The 15,695-nt window shown below is 43.2% G+C and carries 12 protein-coding genes; 8 read left to right on the top strand and 4 right to left on the bottom strand.

Annotated elements, in window-relative coordinates:
* Nucleotides 1-195: 195 nt before the first annotated feature.
* The 8 genes from gltB to FTU40_RS12990 all read left to right on the top strand — a co-directional run bounded on the left by gltB (nt 196) and on the right by FTU40_RS12990 (nt 11,851).
* Entirely contained in the window at nt 196-4,671 is a 4,476-nt protein-coding gene (gltB, locus tag FTU40_RS13025) for a glutamate synthase large subunit (RefSeq protein WP_180041091.1), read from the top strand.
* Between the two features lie 72 nt (nt 4,672-4,743).
* Entirely contained in the window at nt 4,744-6,165 is a 1,422-nt protein-coding gene (locus FTU40_RS13020; protein ID WP_180041089.1) for an FAD-dependent oxidoreductase, read from the top strand.
* A gap of 183 nt (nt 6,166-6,348) precedes the next feature.
* Nucleotides 6,349-6,939: a LemA family protein gene (locus FTU40_RS13015; protein ID WP_180041087.1), complete on the top strand. Its 591-nt coding sequence runs from the start codon at nt 6,349-6,351 to the stop codon at nt 6,937-6,939.
* A 30-nt stretch (nt 6,940-6,969) separates the two neighbouring features.
* Complete coding sequence (locus FTU40_RS13010) at nt 6,970-8,025, top strand: YgcG family protein (protein WP_180041085.1); 1,056 nt, start codon at nt 6,970-6,972, stop codon at nt 8,023-8,025.
* Complete coding sequence (locus FTU40_RS13005; protein WP_180041083.1) at nt 8,019-8,579, top strand: TPM domain-containing protein; 561 nt, start codon at nt 8,019-8,021, stop codon at nt 8,577-8,579. The genes FTU40_RS13010 and FTU40_RS13005 overlap by 7 nt, the downstream gene beginning before the upstream one ends.
* 201 nt (nt 8,580-8,780) lie before the next feature.
* Nucleotides 8,781-9,308, top strand: coding sequence for a pilin (locus FTU40_RS13000; RefSeq protein ID WP_180041081.1), 528 nt, complete (start codon nt 8,781-8,783; stop codon nt 9,306-9,308).
* Between the two features lie 129 nt (nt 9,309-9,437).
* Nucleotides 9,438-10,157 carry a TfpX/TfpZ family type IV pilin accessory protein gene (gene tfpZ / locus FTU40_RS12995; protein ID WP_180041079.1) on the top strand — a complete coding sequence of 240 codons (720 nt, stop codon included), beginning with the start codon at nt 9,438-9,440 and terminating at the stop codon, nt 10,155-10,157.
* Between the two features lie 62 nt (nt 10,158-10,219).
* The gene (locus FTU40_RS12990; RefSeq protein WP_180041077.1) at nt 10,220-11,851 is read left to right on the top strand and encodes a PglL family O-oligosaccharyltransferase; all 1,632 of its coding nucleotides are present in this window, start codon (nt 10,220-10,222) and stop codon (nt 11,849-11,851) included.
* A gap of 47 nt (nt 11,852-11,898) precedes the next feature.
* On the opposite strand, the gene bfr is transcribed toward FTU40_RS12990, so the two are convergent.
* The 4 genes from bfr to FTU40_RS12970 form a co-directional block, all read right to left on the bottom strand.
* Entirely contained in the window at nt 11,899-12,363 is a 465-nt protein-coding gene (bfr, locus tag FTU40_RS12985) for a bacterioferritin (protein ID WP_180041075.1), read from the bottom strand.
* 225 nt (nt 12,364-12,588) lie between these two features.
* Nucleotides 12,589-12,783 carry a bacterioferritin-associated ferredoxin gene (locus FTU40_RS12980; protein WP_004732422.1) on the bottom strand — a complete coding sequence of 65 codons (195 nt, stop codon included), beginning with the start codon at nt 12,781-12,783 and terminating at the stop codon, nt 12,589-12,591.
* A 218-nt stretch (nt 12,784-13,001) separates the two neighbouring features.
* Nucleotides 13,002-13,385 (bottom strand): RidA family protein, encoded by a 384-nt coding sequence (locus FTU40_RS12975; protein ID WP_074383622.1) that lies wholly within the window; start codon nt 13,383-13,385, stop codon nt 13,002-13,004.
* Nucleotides 13,386-13,460: 75 nt separating this feature from the next.
* Nucleotides 13,461-15,566, bottom strand: a complete 2,106-nt coding sequence (locus tag FTU40_RS12970) for a bifunctional (p)ppGpp synthetase/guanosine-3',5'-bis(diphosphate) 3'-pyrophosphohydrolase (protein WP_180041073.1) — start codon at nt 15,564-15,566, stop codon at nt 13,461-13,463.
* Nucleotides 15,567-15,695 lie beyond the last annotated feature (129 nt).

Here is a 15,695-nt window from a genome sequence, read left to right as displayed (position 1 = left end):
TATGTTATTCATCAGCAAAATAAACTTTATTTTTTATGCATTCGGTCTGAAAAAGGACTAGTCTGAAGAAATAAAGATGAAAAGATTTTGCTCTAGCAAGACGGTCTTCGAAAGTCCATTACACGCAGCGCAGAGAAGAATTTAGATTGTTTAACAGCCTATATGGCTTCGTGAAAAGAAGGGTACGCTATGCACATGCCATCGCCTAATAATGTAGCTCCCGCTCAAGGTTTATACCAACCGGATGAGTTTAAAGATAACTGTGGTTTCGGTTTAATTGCCCATATGCAGGGCGATGCAAGCCATGATCTTGTCAAGACCGCGATTCATAGCCTAAGTTGTATGACCCATCGTGGTGGTATTGCCGCCGATGGCAAGACTGGGGATGGCTGTGGTCTGCTTTTGGCGATGCCGAAAAAGTTCTTTCGTGAAGAAGCAAAACGCTTAAGTGATACCACCTTAAGTGAAGTCTTTGCTGTCGGTTCGGTGTTCCTAAATCTTGATCCTGCGCTTGCTGCACATGCCAAACAGGTTTTAAACAAAGAAATTGAAGCTGAAGGTCTCATTGTTCTGGCTTGGCGTGTGATTCCAACCCATGTCGATGCACTGGGTGAAATTGCCTTGCAATCGATGCCGGCATTTGAACAGATTATTGTCAATTGCCCGATGGGCGTGACCGAGGTTGAATTTAACCGTAAGTTATTCCTGGCGCGTCGTCGTGCAGAACAATTGCTGCTGAATGATACGTCTTTCTATGTCACCACCTTATGTTCAACGGTCATCAGCTATAAAGGCTTGATGATGCCGGAAGCGATTGCAGACTTTTATACCGATCTGGCTGATCCGCGTCTGGAATCACATATCGTGGTATTTCATCAACGTTTTTCGACCAATACTTTGCCACGCTGGCCGTTGGCACAGCCGTTCCGTTATCTGGCGCACAATGGTGAAATCAACACTATTACGGCCAACCGTAACTGGGCCATGGCGCGGGTGCCAAAATTTGAAAATCCGTTATTGCCGGGTTTAACTGAGCTGAAACCGATTGTGAATCGTACCGGTTCGGATTCCTCAAGCCTGGACAATATGCTGGAGATTCTGGTCGGTGGCGGTATGGATCTGTTCCGTGCCTTACGTATGCTGGTTCCGCCTGCGTGGCAGAATGTGGAAACGCTTGATGCGGACTTGCGTGCTTTCTATGAATTCAACTCGAAACATATGGAAGCCTGGGATGGCCCGGCAGGTCTGGTAATTCAGGATGGCCGTCATGCGATTTGTATGCTGGATCGTAATGGTTTACGTCCGGCACGTTGGGTGATTACCAAAAATGGCTACATCACATTGGCATCGGAAATTGGGGTCTGGGGTTATCAACCTGAAGATGTGATTTCTAAAGGTCGTGTTGGCCCCGGCCAAATGCTGGTGATCGATACGCAAACCGGCAAGGTACTGGATACACAAGATGTGAATCATCATTTAAAACGTATGCGTCCATACCGTGAATGGTTACGTGAAAACTCTGTGCGTTTGCAAGGTAGCCCCGAGCTGGAAGAATATTTATGTGAGCAAGGCTTAAAAGGCGATGGCCTGAAAGCGGCCCAAAAAATGTTCATGGTGACCTTTGAAGAACGTGACCAGTTATTGCGTCCAATCGCGGAAAGTGGTCAGGAAGCTGTGGGATCCATGGGTGATGATACGCCCATGGCAGTATTGTCACGTCAGGTGCGCCATGTTTCGGATTATTTCCGTCAGCAGTTTGCGCAGGTGACCAACCCGCCAATTGATCCGTTACGTGAATCGATCGTGATGTCACTGGAAACCTGTTTAGGCCGTGAACAGAACGTGTTTGAACAGGGGCCTGAACATGCTGACCGTCTGATTATTTCCAGTCCGGTACTGTCAAATTCGAAAATGCATCAAATTCGTACCTTGGGGCGTAAAGGTTACGAAATTGCTGACATCGACCTGAACTATACTGAAACTGAAGGTTTACAAGCCGCAATTCTGCGTATTTGCATCGAGGCTGCACAAGCGATTCGTGATGGCAAAACTTTACTGATGCTTTCAGACAAGAAAATTCGTGAAGGCCACTTGCCGGCCAATGCCTTTATGGTGACCGGTGCGGTGCATCATTACTTGATTAATACCGGTTTGCGTACCGATGCCAACCTGATTGTTGAAACCGGTTTTGCCCGTGATCCACATCAGTTCGCAGTGCTTCTCGGCTTTGGCGCAACCGCGATTTATCCATATCTGGCTTATGACGTGATCAATGATCTGGTCGCCAAAGGCGAGCTCTTGGGTGATCCAATCTATGCACAAAACAATTTCCGTAAAGGCATTGAGAAAGGCTTACTCAAAGTTCTATCGAAAATGGGAATTTCGACGGTAGCCTCTTACCGTGGTGGTCAGTTATTTGAAGCAGTCGGTCTGTCGAATGAAGTGGTTGATACATGCTTCATTGGTGTGCCGAGTCGTATTCAGGGTGCGACCTTTGTTGACCTTGAAAATGACCAGAAACAGTTGGCGGATATCGCGTGGAAAAACCGTAAACCAATTGATCAAGGTGGCTTGCTGAAATTTGTATTCGGTAAGGAATACCATGCATTTAACCCGGACGTGATCAACTCGCTACATAAAGCAGTGCGTTCTGGCAATTATGCTGACTTTAAAGAATATGCAGAACTTGTGAATAAGCGTCCGATTGCCACGATTCGTGACCTGTTCAAACTCAAAACAGACAATTCGATTGCACTGGATCAAGTGGAATCTGTGGAAGATATCCTACCTCGTTTTGACTCTGCCGGCATGTCTTTGGGTGCACTATCACCTGAAGCACATGAAGCGATTGCGATTGCCATGAATACGATTGGCGGTCGTTCAAACTCAGGCGAGGGCGGTGAAGATCCAGCGCGTTACGGCACCATCCGTAACTCGAAAATCAAACAAATTGCATCGGGCCGTTTTGGTGTGACGCCTGCTTATTTAACATCAGCAGAAGTTCTCCAAATTAAAGTCGCGCAAGGTGCAAAACCAGGTGAAGGTGGTCAGTTGCCGGGTGGTAAAGTAAATGGTCTCATTGCCCGTTTACGTTACTCTGTACCGGGCGTTACCCTCATTTCGCCACCTCCGCATCATGACATCTATTCAATTGAAGATTTATCACAGTTGATCTTTGATTTAAAACAGGTTAACCCACAGGCGATGGTGTCAGTTAAGCTGGTTTCTGAACCGGGTGTCGGTACGATTGCGGCAGGTGTAGCGAAAGCGTATGCCGATTTCATTACCATTTCTGGTTATGATGGCGGGACAGCGGCTTCTCCACTTTCTTCAATTCATCATGCAGGTTCACCGTGGGAACTGGGTCTTTCTGAAGCGCATCAGGCCCTTCGTGTGAATGACCTGCGTGGTAAAGTTCGCGTACAGACAGATGGCGGTTTAAAAACCGGTCTGGATGTCGTAAAAGCAGCAATTCTGGGTGCAGAAAGCTTCGGCTTTGGTTCAACCCCAATGATCGCATTGGGTTGTAAATACCTACGTATCTGCCACTTGAATAACTGTGCAACCGGTGTAGCAACTCAGCAAGATCACTTGCGTCAGGAACACTACATTGGCGAGCCACAAATGCTGATCAACTTCTTCACCTTTATTGCTGAAGAAACCCGTGAATGGCTGGCAGCACTTGGTGTATCGAGTCTGAAAGACCTGATTGGCCGTACTGATCTGCTGGAAGTCTTACCAGGTGAAACTGCAAAGCATGCACATCTTGATTTAAGCAAATTGCTTGAGTCACATCCTGCTGCAGAAGGTAAAGCACAGTACTGCGAAGTACAGGGCAATGCACCATTCGATAAAGGGATTCTGGCAGAGAAAATGGTGGATGAGATTCTGCCTGCGATTGAAGCGGGAACTGGCGGTGAATATAGCTTTACGATCGGTAACTGTGACCGTTCGATTGGTGCCCGTCTGTCTGGTGAAATTGCGAAACGCTATGGCAACCTGAGCATGGAAGCCCATCCGGTGAAAGTTCACCTGAATGGTACTGCGGGTCAGTCGCTGGGTGTCTGGAATGCCGGTGGTCTGCATATCAGCCTGGAAGGTGATGCCAATGACTATGTCGGTAAAGGTATGGCCGGCGGTCGCATCTCGATCTTCCCGCCAAAAGGTTCGCCATTCCAGACCCAAAATACCGCGATTATTGGGAACACCTGTTTGTACGGTGCGACTGGCGGTAAGTTATATGCAGCGGGTACAGCAGGCGAGCGTTTCGCGGTGCGTAACTCGGGTGCATTTGCCGTGATTGAAGGTGCAGGCGATCACTGCTGTGAATACATGACCGGTGGTATTGTGACAGTGCTGGGTAAAGTTGGGCATAACTTCGGTGCGGGTATGACTGGTGGTTTTGCTTATGTACTTGATCTGGATAATGACTTCGTTGATCATTATAACCATGAGCTGATTGAGCTGAATCGTATTTCAACCGAAGCGATGGAAGAGCACAAAGCCTTCCTGGGTCGTATCCTAGATGAACATATTAAAGAAACGGGTAGTGCTTGGGCGTACAAGATCCGCCATGAGTTTGACTTCTACAGCCGCAAGTTCTGGTTGGTAAAACCAAAAGCAGCCAACTTGCAAACGCTGTTGAAAACCACTCAAGCTGATCCACAATAATTCCACTACTGCAGAAACATAGGCAGATGTAAGGCAACTGTGAACCCCTTACATCTCCCCACGGAGAGAGACATGGCAGAACGCCTGAATAATGACTTTCAATTCCTGGATGTCGCACGCCAAGATCCAGAGAAAAAAGAGATTGATGTCCGCAAAGCAGAATTTGTGGAAATTTATAAGCCTTATACCGCGGAAATTGCAGCCAACCAGACGCATCGCTGCCTAGGCTGTGGTAACCCGTATTGTGAGTGGAAATGTCCGGTACATAACTATATTCCAAACTGGTTAAAACTGGTGTCTGAAGGCCGTCTGTTCCAGGCCGCTGAACTGTGTCATCAGACCAACACCTTGCCAGAAGTCTGTGGCCGTGTCTGTCCACAAGACCGTCTGTGTGAAGGGGCGTGTACCCTGAACGACGGTTTCGGCGCGGTGACTATTGGTAATGCAGAAAAATATATCAACGACACTGCCTTTGCATTGGGCTGGCGTCCAGATATGTCCAATGTAAAATGGACCAATAAGAAAGTCGCGATTATCGGGGCAGGTCCTGCAGGACTTGGCTGTGCGGATATTCTGGTGCGTAACGGGGTAAAACCTGTGGTCTTTGATAAACGTCCGGAAATCGGTGGTCTGCTGACTTTCGGTATTCCAGAATTCAAAATGGAAAAAGATGTGATGAAACGCCGCCGTGAAATTTTCACGGGTATGGGGGTTGAATTCCGTCTGAACACTGAGATTGGTACAGATGTGACCATCGACCAGCTACTTTCTGATTATGATGCGGTATTTATGGGTATGGGAACCTATACCTATATGAAAGGTGGTTTTGCCGGTGAAGATCTGGATGGTGTGTATGATGCACTGGATTTCCTGATTGCGAATGTCAATCGTTGTCAGGGCTGGGAAAAAGACCCAGCTGAATACATCAGTGTTGAAGGCAAGAAAGTCATCGTTTTAGGCGGTGGTGATACAGCTATGGACTGTAACCGCACCTCAATTCGTCAAGGTGCTGAGTCGGTAGTTTGTGCTTACCGTCGTGATGAAGAAAATATGCCGGGTTCACGCCGTGAAGTGCAAAATGCGCGTGAAGAAGGAGTGAGTTTTCAGTTTAACCGTCAGCCGATCGAAGTTGTTGGTGAAAATGGTAAAGTGACTGGTGTGAAATTTATTACTACTCAGCTGGGTGAGCCGGACAGTCGCGGTCGCCGTAGTCCAGAGCCGATTCCAGGTTCAGAAGAGATTCTGCCGGCAGATGCAGTTCTGCTGGCTTTTGGTTTCCGTACCAGTCCTGCAGATTGGTTCACCGATGTAGAAATTAATCTGGATGGTTCGGGGCGTGTTATTGCTGCTGAACAGCAGCAATACAAATTCCAGACTTCAAATCCAAAAATCTTTGCCGGTGGTGACATGGTACGCGGTTCTGACTTGGTGGTTACTGCGATCTGGGAAGGCCGTCAGGCTGCAGAAGGAATTCTGGATTATCTGGATATCTAATCGTTAGCCATCAACGCATATCATTCAAGAAAACCCGCTTCGGCGGGTTTTTTATTTTTGAGTCTGATTCAACGGAAAGACAGTCCATTAAAAAATATTATAAAAAGTAACAAAACTTTAGAAAATACTGTTTAAAATCAAATTAATTAAATAAATATCAATAAATAATTGAGGATAAACATCATGCGTCTATTCAAACAATCTTTAATAACCCTGATGCTGGCCAGTACTTTGACCCTCACAGGATGTGGCTATAACACTTTGCAGGTGAAAGATGAAGCGGTCACCGCATCATGGTCTGAAGTGCAAAACCAGTATCAGCGCCGTGCCGATCTGGTGCCGAATCTGGTCAATGTAGTCAAAGGCTATGCCGCGCATGAAGAGCAGGTCTTAACTGAAGTGACTCAAGCACGTGCCAATGTTGCCGGTTTAAAAGTGGATCGTGAAGTACTGGAAGATCCTGCATTATTCCAGCGTTATCAGGAAGCGCAGTCGCAAATGACCAGTGCTTTGTCGCGTTTATTGGCGGTGACTGAGAATTATCCAGACCTGAAAGCCAATCAGCAGTTCCGTGATTTACAGGTACAGCTCGAAGGTACTGAAAATAGAATCGCTGTGGCACGTAACCGTTATATCACTACGGTTCAGGACTTTAACTCTTATGCGCGTCAATTCCCGCAAGTGATGACCGCCAAAGTAATTGGTATGGATACCAAACCAAACTTTAGTGCCGAGCAAAGTGCCCAAAAAGCTCCAACGGTTTCCTTTGAATAATGACTGACTTGTAAATAAGCGAGAAATCAGATGTCTGAGATGCTGCTGAAATACTGTGCCGGGTTGCTCCTCATGTTGGCCATGGGGATGGTAGTGCCTGTATCAGCAGAAACCGCCACAGCAACCGATACCGAAGAAGTTATTGTTGCACGTGAAATATTGCAAAATCCGGCTGCGACTAATTCTCAAACAGCTCAAACGGCTACTGAAACAACCTCAGCCCAGCAGCCACAAATTGCCAATGACATGGCAGAAGGGCAGCTTCAGCGCGACTTACCCAGTCTGAATGAACCGGTCATTGATCAGGCAAATTTACTCAGTCCTACTGAAAAACAGCAACTCAGTCAGCGTATTCTAAAACTTTATAATGAAGGTAAAGGGCAAATAGGTGTAGTCATTGTTCCGACCACGGGGCAGGAAGATATTTTTGATTACTCCATGCGCGTTGCTGAAGCCTGGCAGCTTGGCTCGGCTAAACGCGACAATGGTTTGTTGATGACCATTGCCATTAATGATCGCCGTATTCAAATTTTGACTGGTTATGGTCTAGAAGGTGTACTGCCGGATATTGTGGCTGGGCGTATTATTAATGACAAAATCACGCCATTTTTTAAGCAAGGTCAGTATGCGCAGGGCATTGATTCCGGGTTAACCGAAATTGAACGAATTTTAAATTTAGATCCTGAAATTGCAGCACAGGCCGCGGATGAGTTGAAAGAGCGTCAGGAACAAGCTTATCAGGCCCAAAAAGCATCGCAAGCTACTTTTGGGAGTGTCATCTTTATTATTATTGCAGGTGTTATTGGCTCCATGATCTTTGGTAAACGTCTGAGTGCAGCGACTGCGGCAGTAGCAGGTACAGCCGCAGGCTTAGTGAATGGCTTAGGCTTGGTTGCTAGTTTAATGATTGGCGCAGGTATTTTCTTTTTATTGGTCACTTCTATTGCCCAGCTGATTTTACATGCCTTTTTAGCAGGTGGCGGCCGGGGCGGCGGTAGTGGCCGTGGTGGTTTTGGTGGCGGCGGCTTCGGCGGTGGCGGTGGCGGTGGTGGTTTTGGTGGGGGAGGAGCATCAGGTTCATGGTAACAACAACAGATACGACAGAGATTGTCACGCAGCCGAAGTTAGAAGAGCATGCACAGCCAAGTTTTAAACGTTGGCTCAAGCATTTCTTTTATATGCCGGCAACCAAACGTTTTTTCTCCAAGCAGGATCAGCATGCGATTGCAGTCGCGGTAGAGGAAGCCGAGCATGGACATGTGGGAGAAATCCAGGTCGTGATTGAAGGTTGTATTCCTGCAAAGCAAGCTTTCTATCAAGATACTTGTGCCCGGGCACGGCAGCTGTTTGCTGAACTCGGAGTTTGGGATACAGAGTACAATAGTGGTGTACTGCTGTATTTAAATTTGTGTGAACATAAAGTCGAAATTGTCATTGATCGAGGAATTAAGCAGGCGACAACTCAGGAAGTCTGGAATCAAATTTGTCAAAATATCATTCAGCAATTGAAGCAGAAGAAATTTAAAGCAGGTGTAATTGAAGGCGTAATAGAGATTGGAAAAGTATTAGATCAATATTACGATCGAAAAATAGATGATTTAAAGAATGAATTAGGGAATAAGCCGATTATATTAGGGTGAATTGCGTCAACATACTGACAAAAATTGTCAGTTATTTACACAAAAGTAAACACAAAAAATACAATATGAAAAATATTTTTTTAAACTGCTGTTTTTTCTCTCAAAATTATTATAATAAAACTTGGCACACTTGCTGCTATCTATAAATTAGCTTTCTTTTTTTAAGCTTTATAAATAAACAAAACATTTGTGGAGAATGTTATGAAAACGATACAAAAGGGTTTTACCCTTATTGAATTAATGATTGTTGTAGCAATTATCGGTATTTTGGCTGCTGTAGCACTTCCTGCTTATCAAGATTACACCATTCGTGCTAAAATGTCTGAACCAGTTTTAGCAGGTTCTACGTGTCGTACAATTGTGACTGAAGTTTATCAATCAGCTACAGCATTACCTGGCGAAAATGATTGGGGTTGTGAAGTGGGAGCTAAGGCTACTGACGATTCTAGTGACGCTTCGGCTGCTTCTGCAAGTGCTTCAACTAAATATACAGCTTTAGTTGAAACAAGTAACACAGGTATAATTACTGTAACTACTACAAAGGCTTCTGATTTAAAAGGAGCGGCAAATAAATCGTTCCAATTAACTCCTTTGAATGCTGCGAGTCAGCCAATGACTGAAGTTGATATTGGTTCAACAGTGAATTCATGGAAATGTGGTCCTGGTAGTGTTACTGGTGGTGCACCGGCTATTGCTGCAAAATATCTTCCAGGTTCATGCCGTGATTAATAATATCTAATTTTAAAAAAGACTGGTTTACCAGTCTTTTTTTTATATGGATAGATAAATAATTTTAAATAGTTGAATTTAAAAATTAGGTTGATTTTGTCTATTAATAAGCAAATGAGGATAGAGATAATGTCAAAACGCTTAAAATTTTTTCTAACCCATTTAGTTCTATCAAGTTTTGTTGTTTTACTTTTAATTTTATTCATTATATTTGTATGGTATCCACAGCCATTAGGTAGAGCAGTTGGAGTTTTGCATATATTATTTATGCTACTTATTATAGATGTAATTATTGGGCCATTTCTAGGTTTTATAGTTTATAAAGACGGGAAAAAAAGTCTTAAGTTTGATTTAAGTATAGTGATATTATTTCAATTAATGGCGCTCGGTTATGGCATTTATTCAGTAGAGCAGGGACGACCAGCCTGGATTGTATATCATGGCAATCAATTTGAACTGGTCCGAAAAAATGAAATAATATTCGAAAATATTGAGAAAGTTCAAAAAGAATATCAGAAAGTTTCTTGGTTGGGACCACAATTTGTTGCTATTGGTGATACTCAGAATGATGATGTTTTTTTAGAAGTAGTTGGTGGTATTTCTATCGCACAAATGCCAGTACGTTATTTCTCTATAAATAATATGCTTTCTAATTTAATTTTAAAATCAAATCCAATTAGTAACTTATATAAATACAATCATGGAATTAAGGTAAAAAAAATTTTACTGCAGTACCCTCAAGCAGATGGCTGGATACCTCTAAAAGCGACGTCAAATGATATGGTGGTTTTATTGAACAAAGAAACAAAGACTATACTTGCAATAGTAGATTTAAGACCATGGAAATAAATTCACTGTATTCAAGTTGTAACCTGATAGATTTTTATTATTTGATTGGTGTATGAATTTTAATGAAGGTTATTTTTATTTTAGCTGCCTTTTTCATGTCTTTTGCTTGGTTAGTACCAATACATTTGAGACCTTGGGTTACTTATACTGGTGAACTTTATAGTTTTATTAGCTTATTAATTTTGTCTGTTTTATTTTTGATTAATAAGGTGAAGATCCCAAAAATTGGAATACCTTTATTATTACTTGCATGCATACCCTTTATTCAACTTATGCTTGGACAAGTTTTCTTCTTTAGTACTGCTATGATGAGTGCAATTTTTGTATCGGGTTTTTGGTTGGCAAGTGTATTAGGTTATAACTTTTCAACAGAAAACTATTGCCGAGAAAAAACTTTTACTTATCTAAGTTATATATTTTTAGTATCAGGTGTTGTAACAGGGTTTATTGCAATTTGCCAATGGCTTAATTTGGATGCGATATTACCTGGTATGGTTAATATAGAAGGTAATCAGCGGCCTTTTGCTAATTTTGCCCAGCCAAATAATATGGCAACTTTTTTAGTTATGGCATTAATGAGTTGTCTATACCTCTATGAAAAGAAAAAAATGCAGACAAGTCTGTTGGTTGCTTGTGCATTATGTATTGTGATCGGAGTGGTCCTCAGTCAATCTCGAACGTCTTGGGTAGCGACTATTGCAATTGTCCTCTATCTAGCATTTTATCAATACAAAGGCATTATTCATCTGAAATGGTATTACAGCACAGCATGGTTGATCTTTTTTATTTCCTCCATTGTCGCTTTTCCATTGCTAAGTCAATTGGTGACTCAGGTCATAGATGCCGAAGTAGTGCAAAGCCGTGATGTTGTCTCTCGTGCTACAGGCGATATGTCACGATTCGCGATCTGGCAGCAAATGCTGGCTGCGATTCAGGCAGAGCCATGGTGGGGCTATGGCTGGTATCAAACCAGTGTGGCCTTTGTTGAAATTACCGATACAGTTCAAGGACCAGTTTGGATTAGAAGCGCGCATAACTTCATTATCGATTTCCTGATCTGGAATGGTGCTGTGATTGGTGTACCTTTCTTGGCTTATTTCAGTTATTTGGGCTATCAAATGCAGCGGTGGGTGAAAACCCCTGAATCAGTCATTGGCATATTGATGATCGGTGCATTTGTGACTCATGCAATGTTTGAGTTTCCACAACACTATGCTTATTTTTTGTTACCAATAGGATTTATCATTGGAATTGTCCAGTCACAGAATGCTTCAATTCAAACCTTAAAAACATCTATTATATTTAATAGAATTATTTTTTTATTGGCTTTAGTAGTATTTACTATAATTATCCGAGATTACACTAAGTTAGTACCTAAGCTTGGAGAAAGTTACTATTTAGAACATAAACCCAGTCTGATAACTAATCAAACTCCAATATATTTAATAACCGAATTTAACCATCGTATTGACTGGATTCGTTTAAATCCTTACAGCAAAGCGTCTGCTACACAGATTCAGGAAGGTGAACAAATGGTCTTAAGTTATCCAACCAAATATAACCTGATCAAATATGCCAAACTTTTAGCATTTAATGGTTACGAGACTGAGGCTAAGCATCAGCTGCAGCGCTTGAAAGTGATCCAGAAAACTGAAATGAGTTATGAAGAATTAATGCAGGATATGCCTCGCTAATATAAAAAGCCAGCAGATGCTGGCTTTTTCTTGTCTTAACTTTAAATTTAAAGCTGACTTTGAATATAGTTTTCAATGCCAATGCTTTCAATCAGATCAATTTGTGTCGTGGTCCAATCCAGATAATTTTCTTCTTTCTCTAGAATTTCCTGAACCAGATCACGCGTCACATAATCCATTTGGGTTTCAGCCAGTGCCACAGCTTTCTGAATGGTCTCAATGTTTTCTTTAACTTTACGTACATCACAATGCAGCACTTCTTGAGTATGCTGGCCGATATACAGTTTGCCCAGATGTTGCAGATTCGGCAGACCTTCTAAAAATAAAATCCGTTCAATAATTTTATCGGCATGTTTCATCTGCACGATCGATTCTTTATATTCTGCCGAGCCCAGTTTCTCAATGCCCCAGTCATTAAACATGCGTGAATGCAGGAAATACTGGTTAATTGCAGTTAGGTGGTGATACAACACCTGATTGAGCTGATTAATCACATCACGATTGCCTTTCATCACATAACTCCATTTGAACCTGTTTTATCTTTCTAAGAAAGCGCTCTAACTCATGATAGTAAAGCAAGTCAGGGGGCAATGGCGAGTAATTTATAGAACAGCAAATGAAAATCGCAATCAAATCGATCCAGCTCCAGATCGATGACAATAAAAACCCGCCAGAGTCAGAGGCGGGGGAGGAAGAATGATCTTAGATCATTGGTGTTATCATTATCTTTATTCGGTTTAGGCGGCCACCGCCAGACGGGCCGCAATTTGTGAAACTTCATCACTGATGATCATACGGGCTTCTGGTGCACAGCGGCCACAGCAGGTTCCCAAGTCCAATATATCGCGCACATCACGATACGTTTCAGCGCCATTTGCAATAGCATCTTTAATGTCTTGATCTGTAATGCCACGGCATAAACAAACGTACATAGGACACAACCACAGTGTTTAAATAAGATAAGTAATATTATTGATAATTGTTATCGTTTGTCAATAAAAATCATTTGAAATAGCTTTTATTGTGATTGGTGATTTAGATAAAAAAATATCACTCAAGCAAAAATCCGATTATTGCTCGGGTTTTTGCTTGAGTGATTCATGATTGCAAACGAAATATAGAAGCTTAGGTGTTACATAAATTTTAAAAATTATTGCTGAATGATGACAATGCCATCCATCTCGACCAGAGCATCTTTTGGCAGGCTGGCAACACCGAGTGCTGCACGTGCTGGATAAGGCTGGGCAAAATATTCACCCATAATCTGGTTCACCAGCTGGAAGTGCGATAAATCAGTCAGATAAATATTCAGTTTGGCGATGTCTGCCAGAGAGCCACCGGCCGCTTCGCAGACGGCTTTTAAATTATCGAATACACGGCGAATCTGTGCCTCAATGCCTTCAACCAATTCCATACTATAAGGATCTAAGCCAATTTGACCAGATAGATATAAGGTATCACCCACTAAAATGGCTTGCGAATAAGTGCCAATCGCAGCAGGGGCATTTTCAGTATGGATTACTTGGCGGGACATTAATTTCTCCTTTTATCATCGACATACATCATATTCGATCAATTCGGCCGATCAAAGCACTATCGTTTTAAATGATTAACTCACTTTAGAAGCTTCACTGAAAACGACGGGCTGAGCCAGACGAATAATTCGTGGGAAACCGAAATACATGCGTAAATCCCGGATAATCTTTGCAATCTGTTTACGGTTATGCACCACGATATTGACATAGGTTTTGTCATCCTGAGTGCGCACCATTTCCACCCCAGAATGTGCTTTACGGCATTGGTAAATCAGGTCGGAAATCTGCTCGTCATTCATGTCCAGATCAATGCTGAGATAGGCAGTAAAGCTGATATCTTCCAGATCATCAGAGGTCCACTGCAACAACATAATATTTTCTGGATGCTGATGCTGTTCATGCAGCAGGTTGTGGCAGCGCGCACGATGCACAATCAGACCACGACGAGTCAAATGCCCCTGAATTGGATCACCCAGCACAGGATTGCAGCAATGGGCATATTTGACATCGACACCGTCTGTTCCCTGAATCAGACGGTCTGAACTGGCAATATTCTGATGCTGATCTTGGGCAAATAAATGGTTGGCCACCAGTTGCGGTAATAAATCACCGACTGCAATCTGTTCAAACAGCTGTTCCTTGCTGGAAACGTGGCGCCATTCTAGGAGGTTTTTCCAGTCTGCTTCAGTCAGATCACGAATGGAGCGATGGAAAAGTTTCAAGGCACGATTCAGTGCTTGCTGACCGACCAGACGCTGTTCGTCCAGATCCTGATCGCGCAAGATATTCTGAATGGCACGGCGGGCTTTCTGGGTGTTGATAAAGCTGAGCCAGTCCGGGTTGGGGGTTGCCAGGACATCAGTAATGATTTCGACCACCTGGCCGCTGACTAGCGGGGTAGAGAGCGGTTTGGTCTCATTGTTAATTTTCGCCCCGATGGCATGGTTGCCCAGGAACAGGCTGGCCGCATAAGCAAAATCAACCGCTGTTGCACCTTGTGGCAATTCGTGTAAATGCCCATGCGGGGTATATACCCAAATTTTTTCCTGATGCAGATAATCCAGTAATTCACTAAAGGTGGTTTTGGCACATTCACCATCGACCAACACGTTTAGATTTTGCATCGAGGCCTGAATTGCAGAACGACAGGCTTGCGGGGCATTTTCACCCAGTACCACACCAAAACGTGCGGCTTTACGCATCAGTTCGGTTTGAATGGTGAGCGATAACGTGGTTTTTTCACCTTTTAAACGCATCATCAAGGACTGGTTGCCACCGGGTAATGGACGGCGAATATGATCTTCATAGCTTTGAATTTTAAAGCTTTGAGTCAGAATTTCTGCCAGACGGTCACAATCTGCAATGCTTTGTAAAATAATTTCAAAGGCGTGACTATGGGTCAGCTCTTGCAGGTCAATATCATTTTTAACAAAATGACGTAACAGCTCAATATTGTTATTTTTCTTTTTGATTCGACCTTCAATTTTATAGTCTTCTAAGAGATCATTCAGCTTTTGTTCCCAGATCGCCTGATATTCACAACGTTTTGGCTTGGTTTCTAACAGCGCTGCCTGAACGTTGTTATACATGTCCAGATCAAGATTCTGATAACACAGATGTTCCAGATTGTCGGCCATTTCATTCATGCCGACAATACGTGCCATCGGCACAAAAATTTCAAAGGTTTCGCGGGCGATACGCGCACGTTTGTCCGGGCGCAGCGCCTCCAAAGTGGTCATGTTGTGATAGCGGTCGGCCAGTTTCACAATAATGACACGTGGATCCTGTAAGGTGGCTTGCAGGATTTTTCGGAATGACGCGGCTTTATTATATTCTTTATCGCTGGAATGACTCAGTTTGGTCACGCCATCGACCAGCTCGGCCACGGTAAAACCAAAAGTCTCGCTGATATCATCCTTGTTGAAGTCGGTATCTTCAATCACATCATGCAATAAAGCAGCCATCAGGGTTTCAGTGTCCAGACGCATATGCGCCAAGATACAGCTCACCGCAATCGGATGCAGGATATAGGGTTCGCCACTTTTACGTACAATACCGTCATGCGCGATATCTGCATAATCACAGGCCGCAAGCACACGTTCGACATCACGTTCATTTAAATACGCGTCGATCATCATCTCTAACTGTTGCTTGGCTTGACTGACCTGTGGGCCTGGCATAAAACACCTTTAAAACTGAGTTTCTTACAAATAAAACCATGAAAGCTTTGACTAAATATGAATTGTAGCGCTTGCCAAATTTTTACTATTAACAAATAGAAAGCGGATTCAAGTTCGATAGCTAACCCT

This window comes from Acinetobacter sp. YH12100, assembly GCF_013419135.1.
GTDB classification, from domain to species: domain Bacteria; phylum Pseudomonadota; class Gammaproteobacteria; order Pseudomonadales; family Moraxellaceae; genus Acinetobacter; species Acinetobacter pseudolwoffii.
The sequence above is the reverse complement of the archived record's forward strand: the minus strand, read 5'-3'. Positions and strand labels throughout refer to the sequence as shown.

Excerpts from the sequence above, each read along its gene's own strand:
- gltB (WP_180041091.1), top strand. The coding sequence starts at position 196 with ATGCCATCGCCTAATAATGTAGCTCCCGCTCAAGGTTTATACCAACCG.
- FTU40_RS13020 (WP_180041089.1), top strand. The coding sequence starts at position 4,744 with ATGGCAGAACGCCTGAATAATGACTTTCAATTCCTGGATGTCGCACGC.
- FTU40_RS13015 (WP_180041087.1), top strand. The coding sequence starts at position 6,349 with ATGCGTCTATTCAAACAATCTTTAATAACCCTGATGCTGGCCAGTACT.
- FTU40_RS13010 (WP_180041085.1), top strand. The coding sequence starts at position 6,970 with ATGTCTGAGATGCTGCTGAAATACTGTGCCGGGTTGCTCCTCATGTTG.
- FTU40_RS13005 (WP_180041083.1), top strand. The coding sequence starts at position 8,019 with ATGGTAACAACAACAGATACGACAGAGATTGTCACGCAGCCGAAGTTA.
- FTU40_RS13000 (WP_180041081.1), top strand. The coding sequence starts at position 8,781 with ATGAAAACGATACAAAAGGGTTTTACCCTTATTGAATTAATGATTGTT.
- tfpZ (WP_180041079.1), top strand. The coding sequence starts at position 9,438 with ATGTCAAAACGCTTAAAATTTTTTCTAACCCATTTAGTTCTATCAAGT.
- FTU40_RS12990 (WP_180041077.1), top strand. The coding sequence starts at position 10,220 with ATGAAGGTTATTTTTATTTTAGCTGCCTTTTTCATGTCTTTTGCTTGG.
- bfr (WP_180041075.1), bottom strand. The coding sequence starts at position 12,363 with ATGAAAGGCAATCGTGATGTGATTAATCAGCTCAATCAGGTGTTGTAT.
- FTU40_RS12980 (WP_004732422.1), bottom strand. The coding sequence starts at position 12,783 with ATGTACGTTTGTTTATGCCGTGGCATTACAGATCAAGACATTAAAGAT.
- FTU40_RS12975 (WP_074383622.1), bottom strand. The coding sequence starts at position 13,385 with ATGTCCCGCCAAGTAATCCATACTGAAAATGCCCCTGCTGCGATTGGC.
- FTU40_RS12970 (WP_180041073.1), bottom strand. The coding sequence starts at position 15,566 with ATGCCAGGCCCACAGGTCAGTCAAGCCAAGCAACAGTTAGAGATGATG.